Here is a 14,826-nt window from a genome sequence, read left to right on the forward strand (position 1 = left end):
TGTTCTGTAGAGCGATTGCTGCTAATTATTACCACTTCTTATGCAAAATTGGCATAGTAAACAAACCCCAGGCTAAACCCGTAATCAAGCCAAAAGGCGTAACCAGATAATTATTAAAACTCCACAAACCAAAAACTTGCGCTGCTAATTCCACCGGATAAGCCATCATCAAAACACTGGCAAAAGCTGCACCATTCCAACCGTATGGACTTAACCAATAAAAACCTTGACCACCAGTCACCCCATACAACAGACGAGTGATCAGCAAACCCGTAACCGTCCCATAGCAGCGCATACAGACAGCCATGAGAAAGGGTGGTGCTAAATCCAAACCCATATCTGGTTGCGGACATACATGATTACCCATAAAGTAAATGATGTCCGCAATCCCCGGAAGCAAAAACACCCCAGACGCAGCAAGAAAGGGAGCAACAGGCGGGCCAAAAACCATACCCACCAATAAAAAATCAGCAATAAAACTCACCCAATTAACCCGCAACTCCTCACGCAAAATTACTCTTGTCATTCCCTTTCTTCCCTTCGCGTCTTTGCGCCTTTGCGTGATACCTTTCTTAACCTACCTGAGTAATGTAGGGACTTGTCAACTTATCCAACTGCTGTGTCAACAGACTGAGGAACAATCCCACATCTGTAACTACACCTACTGATTCTACAGAACCGCGATCGCTTAATTTCGTCACCACAGCCGGATTAATATCCACACACACCATTTTCACACCTGCTGGAGTCATATTCCCCACACCAATAGAGTGCAGCATCGATGAAAGCATCAAAATCATCTCCGCACCTTGGATGTGTTTGGCATATTCTTCCTGGGCCTGAATCAAATTCATGATGGTATCAGGTAAAGGGCCATCATCCCGAATGGAACCGGCGAGAACAAAAGGTATATGATTGTGAACACATTCATACATGACGCCGCTTTTAATTACTCCGGCTTCCACAGCTTTGGTAATGCTGCCATAACGACGGACAGAATTAATTACTTTTAGGTGATGACGGTGCCCACCACGAACGGCGATACCCCGTTTCATGTCCATACCAAGGGAAGTACCCATGATATTTTGCTCGATATCGTGGACGGCGATCGCATTTCCCCCCAAAAGCGCTTGCACATAACCTTCACGAATCAATCGTGATAGATGTTCGCCGCCGCCTGTATGAATCACCACAGGCCCTGCTGTGACAACTACTTTACCACCAGCATCCCGAATTTTACGTAATTCCCAAGCCACTTGTTCAACGACCAATTCCACGCGGCGCTCGCTGGAAACCCCCGACGACATAAAGCTGAATTCTTGAGTGTTACGGACTTCGCGGGATTCTGGTTTGCGGATGGTGCGGATACCTAGCACATCGACAACGACGCGATCGCCTATTTCCAAGTCCCGTAATAGTTTACACCGAGCGACAATCCCATTGGGAGTTTGAGAAATGGCGATCGCACCATCCATCCGCTGATTTTCCACTTTCAGCCATTCACCATTTACCCGCACTTCCGTAGGATAAATTGTGCTGACATAGAAATCATCGGGCGCAACCCCCGCTTGAATTACAGGCTCTAATTTAGTATCCCGCTCATCTTGGGGTAAGTCTACCGCACCCAAATCAATCAACCGCGAGATGATTTCTTCCATCACCCCATGGGATGGCGCTGACACCTTTACCTCAGCCGCTGAAGTGCTTTGGCGCTGTTCTCCCAAGTTGAAATTCAGAACCTGGAAACTGCCCCCAGCGTCTACAATCAAATCTAAAGCGCGGTTAATTAAACCAGCATCGAGCAAATGTCCTTCCATGCGGATGATGCGGCTTTCTACCGACACATTGGCATGAACATCAACCTGTACTGGTTCCGTCACCCGCAACGTTAAGCATTTAGCCGCACCACCAGCTTTGAGAAATTCCGTCAGTGGTGTTTCGATTACTTGGAAGCCCACCTGTGCAAGGCGTGTTTTCAAATTATCACTCGCCTTGTTCATGATGACGATATTTTCCACATTCACCGTATTACAGGCGAAGTTCACCGCATCAGCTTCGATGATCGCAATCCGCTTTTCTGGTGCAACGCGCATTTCGATTAAGCGGTTGGAATAAGAATCAAAAGCGCCGGGATAATAAAGTAAATAGCCGTTTGCTAAGGGACAAAAGCAAGTATCTAGGTGATAGAAGCGATCGTCTATCAGCCGCAGAGACAGTACCTCAATATCCAACCATTTGGCGAGGTAAGGGTGAGAATCTAATTCTGAGCGAAAACCGTATCCCGCCCATAACCAACGTCCTTCCCTGTCTAGGAGTGCGTCCCCAGCACCTTCAAAGGGTAAATCTTTTGGCAGTTCATAAACTTTATAACCATTTTCCTCAAACCATTGTTTGAAGAAAGGCTCCTCACCCTGACGTTCTTTGTGCAAAAAGCGACTGAGAACGACATTTTTCCCCAGCACTAAGCCAGCATTGGCGGTAAAAACTAAATCTGGCCAACCTTTCTGGGGTGGGACTAAGTCTACAATGGCGTTTTCTTTGAGGATATGGTGTAATTTCTCCCACTGTTCCACGGCGCGATCGCGCGAAGATTTGTGAATATTTCCCTCCATCCAGGGATTAATCACATAGTCCACATCGTAGTGATCAGGGGCACACATCAAAAAGCGAATCCGGGAAGTCATAAAAAATATTGCAAGGGTTTAGATGCTACAAGTCTATGCTTGGAAACAGGGTTTTGCCGCTCCAATTCTGTAAAATCTGCTACTAAACGTCTACCTTTTGATAGTTGAAGGCTGTACAAATGCTTTGCTCTTAATTCTAAGATCAGCAGAGACTAAGGAAAAAGCAGCAGGAGATAAAATGTCAAAATGGCAATCGAAGCATCGGGCTAAAGCCACAAGTTCGTGCTATTCTAGCGCCCTTTGGTAACCATAATTTACATGACAGGACTAACAATTATAGTCGAAGATCATCCCTCCCCAGAGGCAATTCGGACTGTGATTAACAATTTGATTGAATACAACAATCTCAGTCAGGCTGAAAAGGACATATACCAGCCGCTGACTATCTTGTTACGAAACGATAACGATGAAATTGTCGCTGGGTTACTTGGTAAAACACAATGGGGATGGTTGTTTATCTCTCACCTGTGGGTTGCTGAATCCCTGAGAAATCAAGGTTACGGAAGTAAAATGATGCTAAAAGCTGAAGAAGTGGCTAAACAACGCAATTGTTCTCATATTTACTTGGATACATTCAGCTTTCAAGCCCAGGGTTTTTATGAACGTCTAGGATATGAGATATTTGGCGTTTTGCCAGACTTCCCCCCAGGGCATCAACGGTATTTTTTTAAGAAAGATATTTAATTTTTCGACTTCTTGCAAAAATCCTGTTTGATTATTTGAAACCACAGATATAGGACTTACTTCCTTTGGAAATTTATCCTAATTTTGGTTTTTTTAATAGTGTTTTAATGCGTCCCCTGACGCATTTTAGTAGGGTGCGTTCCCTAACGCACGGATTAAAATTTTAAATTTTATCTATAATCCAAGATTCCTAAAATTGATCATCCAGGTTCCTAATTATTAAAAAAAAGCAAGTTTGAAATCACATTAGTTGAGCCAGGATTTTTAAAGTTCTGCACTTTGCCACAGATACCAAGATGCTACAGTGCAATAAGGCTTCCACTTTAGCCCAAAATGCTCTACAGTTTTCTTATCTGGCAATTCTGGCAGCGCATAGAGGCGGCGAATTCCCGAACGAACTCCCAAATCATCCACAGGTAACACATCAGGGCGATGTAGGCGAAAAATCAGCATCATTTGCACAGTCCAACGTCCAATGCCTTTGACTTGCGTCAGGGTTTGGATAATAGCTTCATCTTCCATTACCTCTAACTCTGCAAGAGTTGGTAATCCATCAATTATTTTCTGCGCCAAATCTTTGAGATAGACAACTTTGGGGCGAGAAATACCTACCCCGCGCAACATTTCATCTGGGGTATTGAGGATAGCTTCTGGAGTGGGAAAAGGTTGTTCAGCATAAAGTTCTAGAAATCGGCGATGAATTGCAGCGGCGGATTTACCAGAAAGTTGCTGATAGAGAATTGCTCTAGATAGAGAAAAAAATAAATCTCCAGTTGGCTGTACTTGGTCAAGTTGACAATCACCAACCTGCTCAATTACAGATCCTAAAATCGGGTCTTTTTTGAGTGCCGCAATAGCCAAAGAATAATCCATTGTTTTTATAGCCGCTAACAGTATTTTAATTAAATTTGACCTCTCTCAAAACCTCTCCCCTCTTGAGGGGCTACCGTGTACACACAAGTTATCCGATTACCCAAAAATCTTGAAAAACCTCAAAGATTCCTAACGGACATCCCTCTCCTTCGCAAGGAGAGGGACAGGTTTTGCGTAGCAGAACCAGGGTGAGGTTTTGTATTTTTCAAACAACCTACTCCCTAGAGAAATACGATTAAGGCGAAATTTTGCAAAAAACTTTATACCTATGGTGATAATAATATATGGAGGTCAGAAAACCTCGCCCTGAGTTGGAAAAAGCGAGTTTATGCCAGAAAACCGCCTTCTGGATAAATTTATAGCCAGATAATATCCCTCGATGCCTTATAACCCGCGCCTTAAGTTTTTAATCGAAATCTTAAAAGCCGTCGCCAAGAACAACACGCCGGAAAACATCTATCCCCGGCTGAAGGCGAAGCAACACCTATTAGATCAAGAATTTGCTCAAGTTTTGCAAAGCTGGGCTAGGGAACAGTTTGACATATTGGAGAGGGAAGCAGCACGAGATATTGCCTCCAATATTAATAATTTCACTAATCGGATATGTGAATTCCCCTTAGGCAACCGGGCGAGTAATTTAGAAATTGCGATTGCCGATTACGAGCTATTACTGACTTTTTTTACCCTCACAGATTTTCCACAAGAATGGGCAATGACCCAAAACAATCTGGGAAATGCATACAGTGACCGGATACTTGGGCACAAGGCAGAGAATTTAGAACAAGCGATCGCATCTTACCAAGCAGCATTGCAAGTCTACACCCGCACTGCGTTTCCCCAAGACTGGGCAATGACCCAAAATAATCTGGGAGTTGCATACTGTAACCGGATACTTGGGGATAGGGCAGAGAATTTAGAAATGGCGATCGCATCTTACCAAGCTGCATTGCAAATCTACACTCGCACAGCGTTTCCCCAAGACTGGGCAATGACCCAAAATAATCTGGGAATTGCATACAGAAACCGGATACTTGGGAACAGGGCAGATAATTTAGAAATGGCGATCGCATTTTACAAAGCTGCATTGCAAGTCTACACCTGCACAACGTTTCCCCAAGACTGGGCAAAGACCCAACACAATCTGGGAATTGCATACAGTCAGGCAGGGAATTTAGAATTAGCGATCGCATCTTACGAAGCTGCATTGGAAGTTCGCACCCGCGAAGCTTTACCCCAAGACTGGGCAATGACCCAAAATAATCTGGGAAATGCATACAATCAGGCAGGGAATTTAGAACTAGCGATCGCATCTTACCAAGCTGCATTGCAAATCTACACCTGCACAGCTTTTCCCCTAAAATGGGCAATGACCCAAAACAATCTGGGTAATGCATACAGTCAGGCAGGGAATTTAGATCAGGCGATCGCATTTTACGAAGCCGCATTGCAAGTCTACACCCGCACTGCCTTTCCCCTAAAATGGGCACAGACCCAAAACAATCTGGGTAATGCATACAGTCAGGCAGGGAATTTAGAACTAGCCTACAACGCCTATAAATCTGCCATTGAAGGTGTAGAATTTCTGCGGCGGCAAATTGTTTCTGGTGATGAAAGTAAACAAAAACTGGCGGAAGAATGGAACGAACTTTATCGCCGGATGATAGATGTGTGTTTGCAACGGCATGATTCCTCCCAAGCGCTGAGATATATTGAACGGAGTAAAACGCAGAATTTAGTAGAAGTAATAGTTAAGCGAATTCTCCAACAGGAACTGCAACCTCTAGACAACGAAATTGCTGAGGAACTACTACGCCTCAAAACCTCAGAAAACCCAGATCAAACACACCTTAATCAACTCCAAGCAAAACGTGAGGAAATCCAAAAGGGTGAAGTTCCCTTATCTACCATCAGCTTCAGCGATATCCAAGCTTTAATAGATGATCACACCGCAATATTGCAATGGTACATTTTTGATGATTGCTTCCGCGCCTTCATCATTACCCCTCACCATCCAAAACCACAAGTTTGGTCATCTACACGGGAAGATTTAGATAATTTAGAAAACTGGAAAGCAGATTATCTCAACATCTACGAACCCAAAAACAGCACTTGGCGACAAAACCTAGCCGCAAAACTACAGCAGTTAGCAGAAATTCTCCACATTAACGAAATTCTCGCCCAATTCATCCCCCCAATATTCAAGCCCTAATTATCGTCCCCCATCGCTACTTACATTTATTTCCTTTCCATGCTTTACCTATAAATAGCGATAAAGAATTTTTGATAGATAGGTTCACCAATGGTGTGAGATATGCTCCCAGTTGTCAGTTATTGCAGCTTGCTAAAAATCAACCACAGCCTTCTGGGCAGTTAGGTAAAATCTTTGCCATTCAAGACCCCAATGAAGACTTGTATTACACTAATATCGAAGTTGAAACCATTGCCCGTCACTTTCAACCAGCACCAATAGTTTTGAAAAAAAGCCAAGCTACTAAAGACGCTTTATATCAACCTCCACATAATGATAGTTTGCAGTCTGCCCATTGCTTACACTTTTCTTGTCACGGTTATTTTGACCTCGAAGCACCTTTAAATTCTGCCCTAGCCCTAGCTAACTCTCGCGTTTCTTCCGTTCCCAATGCCGACAGCAGACGCTATAGCCGCTTTACCAAAGATAGCGACTTCGACTTACAAAAATGTCTAACTTTAGGTGATATTTTTAATCTTAATCTCCGTCAATGTCGCCTTGTCACTCTTTCAGCTTGTCAAACCGGAATCATTAACCACGAAAACACCAGCGATGAATACATTGGCTTACCTAGTGGTTTTATCAAAGCAGGTAGTGCAGTTGTAATTAGTACCTTATGGTCTGTGGAAGATTTTTCTACTACTTTATTAATGATTCGCTTTTATGATAATTTAAACTCTCTAAGCATAGTGCAAGCCTTACAAGAATCTCAGCTTTGGTTACGTAACGCCACCCAAATAAAATTAATTAAATGGACTAGCGAACACCCAAAAATTGAGCAACATTATAAGGATAGGATTCAGGAAGAATTAGAATTATGGTTTAAATCAGAACAAAAACCATTTTATAAACCTATAGATTGGGCTAGCTTCTGTATAATTGGATAATGCTAAATAACTAAAAAGGAGTTTCATCATGATGAAAGATAATGCAATTATTGAATCTTTTATAGAAGTTCTGAAAGACAGTGAATATCCGTTAGCAGCCGAAACTATTGCCGATTTGTATCAGCTTGATAAAACTCTGTCAAATTTGCAAAATCAACCCATCAAATTAGGCGCTGAGGCAATTATCGCTTGGTGTAAGGAACATCCAGAAGTTAGAGATGTAGTCCGATACAATTATAATAATAACAGAGAAATTCAAACGGCAGGTTCAGGTGAATCAGCCAGTACAGAAACTACCCTCGTTAATCATTATCCCCGCATAAAAGAGGCAATTAAAAATTGCCAAAATCCTCCAAATCCACCTGCTGATAGTACAACTAATAATTCCAACAATAATCCTTAAAATATTAGGGGTGCGTTAAATACAGTACTTCATAAGTAAATAAAGTACACATTTCAATATTATAAATCCTGTGGGGTGGGCATCTTGCCCGCCTTTGTGTACCTCACTCAGATAAAATTTACTGTAGGTTTAACGCACGATATAGCGGTTTTCATATCAGTGAGGTACAGTTTTCAATCGCAAACCCTCTAGGGGCGGGGTTTACCCGCCATCGATTGTATTTCATCCGACAGAGAATCGCTATAAAAAAATTAGGTATAGATAATGAGTTTTAAAGTTTACGCGCCAAACGTACATTTATTCGCCTTTCATCTGCAAGAAGATAATCAGGGAAATGATACAGATTGGCTTTGGCAAAACTGTGATCAAATTATTGCTAAAGTTCTCCAGCAACGATTTCAGCTTAAAGATGATTGGCTAGATGTAACGCAAAAAAAAAGATTCTTCCCGCATCGCTTTAACTAAACCTGAGAAAGTCGAAAATAATAACTTTCTAGTTTCCCTGAAGGGGGATGTAAATTTCAATAGCCAACCTATCGGAGTTACAGGCATTGTTTACGCTCTCCGGCTATTTGATAGTTACGGTTTATGGTTGAATTTGCGTCGTCCTCAACAAGAAAAAGGTCAAAAATCTGAAGATGTAGAAATCAATTTTTTACAGCTACTAAATCCAGATAATTGCTTATTTTTAACTGATACAGACGAATTTCTGGGGGAAACTCTTTTAATTACAGCTTTCCTGACTGATGAAGATAAAAATAAGAGTGCAGCAGAATTAAGACTTCTCGCTGATGCTTGTTTAACAGCTTTTTTGCCTGTTGATGGTTCTCTACCACCTTTTAATCGTTCTGGTTCACTAATTGGTAGTCAGATTTTTGAATATGGTTTGAACGACTTGCCAAATTATCACCATATTTTAGTTTGGCTATTTGCTAATAGTGATGCTGAGAAGAAAATCCTTGATGAATATTATAATCAATTGATTGATTTGTTTTTCTTTAGAAATAAAGTTATCAGTGCTTTTAAAGATAGTAGAAAAATTTATCAAAAGATAAAAGACTGCTATACCAAAATTGAAGAAGAAATTCAAATATTACAAAACCTAGGTCATAACCCTAGATTAAGCAATGATGATTTGGATAAATTACAAATAAAAATCAAGAGTTTACCTCAATTAGCATTAGAATATGAGAATTTACTGCGATATTTAGCCGAGTTTAAAAATACAATATATATTAACGGACATACTTATAAAAGTAGACTGGAAGAAATACAGAGTTTATTACCTGATGAAAACCTCGAATTTTTAGAATATTTTTATCAGAAAAATTATCCTTATTTTCAAGAACAGATAAAGGTTGATTTAGGTTATTTCCAGAATGGTTCTAGCTTGCTCGATAAAGCGATCGCATCGATTCGCGGTATTGTGGAGATTGAGCGATCGCGTTTAGCCCGTGACCAAGCAGAACTTGCTGAAAAAGAGCACAGAGCCAGAGAGCAAGCAGCAGCACTGGTAAGAACAGCCAAAGAGCAAGCTGATCAGCAACTGCAAAATTCCATTACATCTATTGGTACAGGAATCGCTGCTGGTTCTTTCATCGCCTCCAGTTCTGGATTAATCACTATACCTTGGCGAATGCCTGGGGATAAAGATGCTAGCAACTATCCCCATCCCTTGATTATCTCCTTAGTGTTAAGTACTGTGATTGGTTTTGCCGTTTGGTGGGGTTGTAAAACTTGGCTGGCAAAGAATAAATAAATGGCCAATATAAAGTTATGTAACAGTTTTTCCAGTTTCCCCCCAATAGTTGATTGCTGTGCCATGATGGGAGTTGAGAAGTAATTCGGCGACAGCGTTTGTTTTTAGTATTGACAGGCTTTTCCCTTTTGGTATGGTATATACAGACTTTTCTCCGAAATCTAAATCTCTACACTCTTATGATTTTGGAGACAATCTATGTCAATTTATGTAGGCAACCTCTCTTATGAAGTTACCCAAGATACTCTGAGCGCAGTTTTTGCAGAATATGGTTCTGTAAAACGCGTTCAACTCCCTACTGACCGTGAATCAGGTCAGTTACGGGGATTTGGTTTTGTAGAAATGGGCACAGAAGCTGAAGAAACAGCTGCCATTGAAGCCCTTGATGGTGCTGAATGGATGGGACGTGACCTAAAAGTGAATAAGGCTAAACCCAGAGAAGACAGAGGCTCCTTTGGTGGCGGTAATCGTGGCGGCGGCGGTGGCGGTAACCGTAACCGCTACTAATGCGAAATAGGATAAACCTATTTAGCTAACTCGTAAGTTATTAGTAACTTAATTAGAGTTAGAAGAGGCTCAGGCAGTAATGCTTGAGCCTTTTTAATGCAAAAAATTAACGAGGTGCCTCGGAAATTGTCACAATCAGTTTTCCCGTCTTATCGCCATTAAAAAGCTTGAGGATTGCCTGTGGCGCATTTTCTAAACCCTCAACCATTTCTTGAGTATATTTAATTTTCCCCTCTTGTAGCCACTGTCCGATTTGCCTGAAAGCAACATCAAATTGCGCTAAATAATCGGTGACAATAAACCCCTGCAAGCGCAAACGCTTTATCAAAATTTTGCTGTAATTATAGGGGCCAGGAACAGGTTTATCAGCATTATAAGTGGATATCAAACCGCATAGGGTAATACGTGCAAATAGATTTTTTCATAGATTTTTAATTAACAATTTGTAGGCAGCGCCATTGCTGATTATTCTGTCATATAACTAATATCAATTTAAAACAAGAATGCGACAGGTACAAGCCCGGAAACCCTATCAAATCAAGCTTTTTTAATTTTGAATTTGTATCGCTTACGGAAGCCGTAGGCTCTATGAGAGAATTTTGAATTTTGAATTGGTATAACTTCTATCCTAGTTTCTGATCTAAACGGGTGGCTTGTTCTAGGGCGGCTTTTTCTCTAGCTCTCCGGGCATAGGGCTGTAATTTGGAGCGATCGCAACCGGTAAGAATCGTCAGGTTATCTAAGCTAATGCCCCGTATCAACATTTCTACACACCAAGTATGTTGTGCTTGGGCGATCGCAGGTGGTTTTCCTTGGGGAGTCAATGTTCCCTCAGTCCATGCTTGCCAATGTCCCAAAAGCTCTAATTCTGAGATGGGTTTACCTGTGCTGTTAATAAACATCGCGGGTTGAGAATCTTTGCGACTTTTGTGCCATTTGGTTAAGGGATTATTTGTGTAGGAGCCATAGCGTTTGCCTAGAATCCACTGATTTACGGGTACCTGACGGGTGCTTCCTGGAGTTGTAATTTGCAGGAAATACCCTTTGGTGTCGTAGATTTGGTGCGTTCGTTGCAAGCTAACTATTTCTATGGGAGATATTCCTGTGCTAAATAACACGTAAGCCAAGGCATAATCTTGAATTCCCAATTTTCTGGCTTGGTGTAAAATTTCATGAACTAAACCAGCGGGTAAATCAGCCACTTCTTTGGTAATGGGGCTTTCTAAGGTTGATTCCCCTAGGGATGACATGGCTCCATGTAAAAATAACTCCACTAAATTTTCGAGAAAATCATCCCTCCCCTCCCACAATTCGTGAAATTCACTTGTAAATTCGATCACGGCATATCCTAAGATCATTCCATTGAGCAAACTGGCTAATTTCTCAGCGGGTAAATAAGTATTTAAATGTCCCTGCTCAATAACGGTGGCTAAATACTGGGCTACATAGCGGTTCGCCTCTGTTAACCCCCTGCCTAAAGCACGGCGATTTTCCATCGGGTACTGGTCTGCTTCTCCTACCACAGACCGGACAAACTCAGGCACTCGTTCTAATGCTAGTAGACTGTCACTTGCATAATCTTTCAGTGCTTGATAGACATTACCAGGTGGAGTTGCCCGCTGTACCAGTGACTCGCCTAAATTCTTAAAGGCTGCGGATTCTTCCAATACCGCTAATAGCAGCCCATGCTTATTACCAAAATGTCGAAATAGTGTAACTTCGTTAACTTCGGCTTTGATGGCAATTTGACGGGTAGTGGTAGCAATCACCCCTTGGGCAGAAAACAACTCAAGTGCTGCTTGAATCAGGCGTTGACGAGTTGAACTCGGTTGAGACGACATATAATAATGCAAGTGTCACTTGCATAAAAATAGGAGAATTGATAGCATAGCAAATGTAAGTGATACTTGCTTTGCTTTACTTTAACGAAATCTTTTGTCAGGTTGCACCAGACAAACAACCGATCACTTAAATAACCCATCCACAAGAATTTTTATGCCCGCAAAATTTCTGGCGATCGCCCCTGAGGGAGGCCAAGCACTACGCCTCAGTTGGACGAATGTGGCATTTTTTGCCGCAGTTCATGCTTTAGCTCTCTTGGCCCCTTGGTTTTTCTCCTGGTCGGCACTAGGTTTGCTGCTATTTCTCCACTGGTTGTTTGGGAGTATCGGCATTTGCTTGGGATATCATCGACTGTTAAGCCATCGGAGTTTCCAAGTACCCAAAGGGTTAGAATATGCGATCGCCTTCATTGGAGCACTTGCACTTCAAGGAGGCCCAATTTCCTGGGTTGGCGCACACCGCCAGCATCACGCCCACACTGAAGACATTCACCTCGACCCCTACTCGGCTCAACGAGGCTTTTGGTGGAGTCATATTCTTTGGATTTTATACCCTCGTCCAGAATTTTTTGATTATCAAATTTATCAAAAATTTGCGCCAGACCTCGCACGGCAACCATTCTATCGCTGGTTAGATCGCTACTTTTTGCTGCTACAAGTTCCCCTAGGCGTGCTGCTGTATGCCTTAGGCGGGTGGTCTTTTGTAATTTACGGTATGTTTGTCAGGACAGTATTGATTTGGCATTCCACTTGGTTTGTGAATTCTGCATCTCACATCTGGGGCTATCGCACCTTTGAAAGCAACGACGGTGCGCGTAATTTGTGGTGGGTATCCCTGGTAACTTATGGAGAAGGATGGCACAACAACCATCATACTTATCCCCACATGGCAAAATCTGGATTGAGTTGGTGGGAAATTGATGTTACTTGGTGGAGCATCAAAGCTTTACAAACACTAGGTTTAGCCAAAAAGGTTGTCTCACATCCTCCTCAAAGTGCAGGTCAAGGTTAATGCCCCCTCATAGTGAAGTAACCAACGTTTGCGCTCTAAACCCCCTGCGTATCCTGTGAGTGCAGCGTTGGTACCAATCACTCGATGACAGGGAAGCACAATGGCTACTGGATTGAGTGAATTTGCCAAGCCGACAGCACGACAAGCAGTCGGCTTACCAATTTTCTTTGCTAGCTCACCGTAGGAAATTGTTTTTCCCCAAGGAATAGTTCGCAGTGTTAACCAAACCTGCTGCTGAAAGGCAGTACCCCCAGTATTTACAGGAATATCATCTAAACTTTGCTCATCACCTTTAAAATAAGCCCGAATCCGGCTACTGAAACTCTGCGGATCTTTCACATCTAGGAAAGTAAAGTTACCATAGCGCCGCTGAAGAAGTTTGATCATTCTCAGCTCGCTATCGACAAAATCAACAGCGCAGAGTTTCTCACCATCGGAAACAATTAAAATTGTCCCAATTTCCGAATTGATTTTGTCAATTAGTAATTGCACAATCTAGAATTAACCTAAAAATTTAAATATATGAGCAAATTATAACATATAAATTTATTTTGCCAGAAACCCTACTTTTCGTCAAGTAAAAATTGGAAGTTATCATCTGCAGCAAAAAAAGGGAAAATCATCCCCAAGTCTGAGTATTTTGGCAGATTGGCAGGATATTTTGGAAAAAATTGTCAATCATAATAATTTGGCAGTACTTGCCAGCAAAAATATTCACAAAATGTTACCTTGGGGGACTATGACTTATTTACGCTGTCCCAAATCTCCGGGAATCTTAGCCAATGCCTTATCTTACTACTGCCAGCGAAATTCATTCCCTGATCGCTGAATATACCAAAGCTAAAACTTTGTGGATAGATACAGAAGTGGCTGACTATAAAAGTCGTAAGCCCAGGTTGTCACTGATTCAGATTTTGGATAATCCTCAAGATATGAGTGGCGATTCTGTTTACATTTTAGATGTATTAGATCAGACTGACATTATAGATAATTTTGTTGAAAAAATCATGGTAAATTCTGCCATTGAAAAGGTATTCCATAATGCTAGTTTTGATCTGAAATTTCTCGGTAATAAGCGAGCGAAAAATATTACTTGCACTTTAGAAATGGCAAAAAGTATTCCTTACTATCTGTTGTCATTACCTAACTACCAACTTAAAACACTTGCTACAAAACTTTGTCAATTTAACAATATAGATAAACAAGAACAAAGCAGCGATTGGGGCAGACGACCTTTAACGGAAGAACAGATAGAATATGCTTACTTAGACTGTATTTATCTGGCTCAAGTACACTGGCGTTTATTAAAGTTACAGGCAAATATCAGCCATGAACCCGCTACAGAAGACTTACAAATACTTGGAGAAAGATATACACAACTAGAGCAGCAGCGGAAGCTATTGACTTCAGAATGTGAACATCTGCAAGAAAGAATTAAAAATGCTATGCAGGTACAAAATATTTCAGAAACTGACTATTGTAAGCTAACTAGTTATGAGCGCAAAAGCGTAAAAGTAAAGTTTATAGAATTAGCAAAACTAGTCCAAAACCAAGAAATTGATTTAGATTTTCCCATCACCCTAACTGAGAAAATTCAGAAAGATTTAGGGGAAAATCTAGAACAACTAGCTGTAGATATCGATAAAACGACTGCTTGGCGACTGACTGCCAAAACCCAGGAAAGTGATGTTGATCAGGAATAAATTAGTCATCACCAGATGACTAATAGAAATTATCGGGTTATGGTAAAGCAGAAAACTTAATCTGGGAAATAGCAAATACATTCTTTGTACAAAGTATCATAAAAAACATAAATAGCTTTCCTCAATCAGGAGATGATCAGGCAATGGCTGAAGAATAAAAAATCAAAGATGAAAAGTTTTATACTTCATAGTTCATTCTGCCTAATCTATTCTTCAAAAAGCTGT

The 14,826-nt window shown here is 41.4% G+C and carries 15 protein-coding genes; 9 read left to right on the forward strand and 6 right to left on the reverse strand.

Annotated elements, in window-relative coordinates; all coding sequences use genetic code 11:
* Window positions 1-28 precede the first annotated feature (28 nt).
* Window positions 29-526, reverse strand: a complete 498-nt coding sequence (locus tag H6G32_RS01850; RefSeq protein ID WP_190453881.1) for a DUF2085 domain-containing protein — start codon at window positions 524-526, stop codon at window positions 29-31.
* Window positions 527-572: 46 nt separating this feature from the next.
* Window positions 573-2,684 (reverse strand): bifunctional arginine dihydrolase/ornithine cyclodeaminase, encoded by a 2,112-nt coding sequence (gene argZ / locus H6G32_RS01855; RefSeq protein WP_190453884.1) that lies wholly within the window; start codon window positions 2,682-2,684, stop codon window positions 573-575.
* A 258-nt stretch (window positions 2,685-2,942) separates the two neighbouring features.
* Between argZ and H6G32_RS01860 the strand changes: the two genes are divergently transcribed.
* A complete protein-coding gene (locus tag H6G32_RS01860) occupies window positions 2,943-3,368 on the forward strand; it encodes a GNAT family N-acetyltransferase (protein ID WP_190453887.1) in 426 nt (141 codons plus the stop codon).
* A gap of 264 nt (window positions 3,369-3,632) precedes the next feature.
* Here H6G32_RS01860 and H6G32_RS01865 read toward each other — a convergent pair whose 3' ends face one another.
* Window positions 3,633-4,241 carry a DNA-3-methyladenine glycosylase family protein gene (locus H6G32_RS01865; protein ID WP_190453890.1) on the reverse strand — a complete coding sequence of 203 codons (609 nt, stop codon included), beginning with the start codon at window positions 4,239-4,241 and terminating at the stop codon, window positions 3,633-3,635.
* A gap of 379 nt (window positions 4,242-4,620) precedes the next feature.
* Between H6G32_RS01865 and H6G32_RS01870 the strand changes: the two genes are divergently transcribed.
* From H6G32_RS01870 to H6G32_RS01890, 6 genes are all read left to right on the forward strand, one after another.
* Window positions 4,621-6,450 (forward strand): tetratricopeptide repeat protein, encoded by a 1,830-nt coding sequence (locus H6G32_RS01870; RefSeq protein ID WP_199327953.1) that lies wholly within the window; start codon window positions 4,621-4,623, stop codon window positions 6,448-6,450.
* A gap of 2 nt (window positions 6,451-6,452) precedes the next feature.
* On the forward strand, window positions 6,453-7,376 hold the full coding sequence (locus H6G32_RS26430; protein WP_309232555.1) for a CHAT domain-containing protein: 924 nt from the start codon (window positions 6,453-6,455) through the stop codon (window positions 7,374-7,376).
* Between the two features lie 28 nt (window positions 7,377-7,404).
* Window positions 7,405-7,779, forward strand: a complete 375-nt coding sequence (locus H6G32_RS01875; RefSeq protein WP_190453893.1) for a hypothetical protein — start codon at window positions 7,405-7,407, stop codon at window positions 7,777-7,779.
* Window positions 7,780-8,043: 264 nt separating this feature from the next.
* Complete coding sequence (locus tag H6G32_RS01880; protein ID WP_190453895.1) at window positions 8,044-8,244, forward strand: hypothetical protein; 201 nt, start codon at window positions 8,044-8,046, stop codon at window positions 8,242-8,244.
* Window positions 8,245-8,371: 127 nt separating this feature from the next.
* Window positions 8,372-9,538 (forward strand): hypothetical protein, encoded by a 1,167-nt coding sequence (locus tag H6G32_RS01885; protein WP_190453898.1) that lies wholly within the window; start codon window positions 8,372-8,374, stop codon window positions 9,536-9,538.
* A gap of 198 nt (window positions 9,539-9,736) precedes the next feature.
* Complete coding sequence (locus H6G32_RS01890) at window positions 9,737-10,045, forward strand: RNA recognition motif domain-containing protein (RefSeq protein WP_015208201.1); 309 nt, start codon at window positions 9,737-9,739, stop codon at window positions 10,043-10,045.
* Between the two features lie 106 nt (window positions 10,046-10,151).
* Here the strand turns inward: H6G32_RS01890 and H6G32_RS01895 are convergent, their stop codons facing one another.
* Both H6G32_RS01895 and H6G32_RS01900 read right to left on the reverse strand, forming a co-directional pair.
* Window positions 10,152-10,433 carry a zinc-binding dehydrogenase gene (locus tag H6G32_RS01895; RefSeq protein WP_242046466.1) on the reverse strand — a complete coding sequence of 94 codons (282 nt, stop codon included), beginning with the start codon at window positions 10,431-10,433 and terminating at the stop codon, window positions 10,152-10,154.
* 235 nt (window positions 10,434-10,668) lie between these two features.
* Window positions 10,669-11,886 carry a TetR/AcrR family transcriptional regulator gene (locus H6G32_RS01900; RefSeq protein WP_190453902.1) on the reverse strand — a complete coding sequence of 406 codons (1,218 nt, stop codon included), beginning with the start codon at window positions 11,884-11,886 and terminating at the stop codon, window positions 10,669-10,671.
* Between the two features lie 154 nt (window positions 11,887-12,040).
* Between H6G32_RS01900 and H6G32_RS01905 the strand changes: the two genes are divergently transcribed.
* On the forward strand, window positions 12,041-12,898 hold the full coding sequence (locus tag H6G32_RS01905) for an acyl-CoA desaturase (protein ID WP_190453905.1): 858 nt from the start codon (window positions 12,041-12,043) through the stop codon (window positions 12,896-12,898).
* On the opposite strand, the gene H6G32_RS27005 is transcribed toward H6G32_RS01905, so the two are convergent.
* A complete protein-coding gene (locus tag H6G32_RS27005; RefSeq protein WP_309232552.1) occupies window positions 12,866-13,390 on the reverse strand; it encodes a methylated-DNA--[protein]-cysteine S-methyltransferase in 525 nt (174 codons plus the stop codon). The genes H6G32_RS01905 and H6G32_RS27005 overlap by 33 nt on opposite strands.
* 290 nt (window positions 13,391-13,680) lie before the next feature.
* Between H6G32_RS27005 and H6G32_RS01915 the strand changes: the two genes are divergently transcribed.
* Window positions 13,681-14,601 carry a ribonuclease D gene (locus tag H6G32_RS01915; RefSeq protein WP_190453907.1) on the forward strand — a complete coding sequence of 307 codons (921 nt, stop codon included), beginning with the start codon at window positions 13,681-13,683 and terminating at the stop codon, window positions 14,599-14,601.
* Window positions 14,602-14,826: the final 225 nt, after the last annotated feature.

This window comes from Cylindrospermum sp. FACHB-282 (genome assembly GCF_014697195.1).
Taxonomy (GTDB): domain Bacteria; phylum Cyanobacteriota; class Cyanobacteriia; order Cyanobacteriales; family Nostocaceae; genus Cylindrospermum.

Coding starts and splice junctions, on each gene's coding strand:
- H6G32_RS01850 (WP_190453881.1), bottom strand. CDS start 526: ATGACAAGAGTAATTTTGCGTGAGGAGTTGCGGGTTAATTGGGTGAGT.
- argZ (WP_190453884.1), bottom strand. CDS start 2,684: ATGACTTCCCGGATTCGCTTTTTGATGTGTGCCCCTGATCACTACGAT.
- H6G32_RS01860 (WP_190453887.1), top strand. CDS start 2,943: ATGACAGGACTAACAATTATAGTCGAAGATCATCCCTCCCCAGAGGCA.
- H6G32_RS01865 (WP_190453890.1), bottom strand. CDS start 4,241: ATGGATTATTCTTTGGCTATTGCGGCACTCAAAAAAGACCCGATTTTA.
- H6G32_RS01870 (WP_199327953.1), top strand. CDS start 4,621: ATGCCTTATAACCCGCGCCTTAAGTTTTTAATCGAAATCTTAAAAGCC.
- H6G32_RS01875 (WP_190453893.1), top strand. CDS start 7,405: ATGATGAAAGATAATGCAATTATTGAATCTTTTATAGAAGTTCTGAAA.
- H6G32_RS01880 (WP_190453895.1), top strand. CDS start 8,044: ATGAGTTTTAAAGTTTACGCGCCAAACGTACATTTATTCGCCTTTCAT.
- H6G32_RS01890 (WP_015208201.1), top strand. CDS start 9,737: ATGTCAATTTATGTAGGCAACCTCTCTTATGAAGTTACCCAAGATACT.
- H6G32_RS01900 (WP_190453902.1), bottom strand. CDS start 11,886: ATGTCGTCTCAACCGAGTTCAACTCGTCAACGCCTGATTCAAGCAGCA.
- H6G32_RS01905 (WP_190453905.1), top strand. CDS start 12,041: ATGCCCGCAAAATTTCTGGCGATCGCCCCTGAGGGAGGCCAAGCACTA.
- H6G32_RS01915 (WP_190453907.1), top strand. CDS start 13,681: ATGCCTTATCTTACTACTGCCAGCGAAATTCATTCCCTGATCGCTGAA.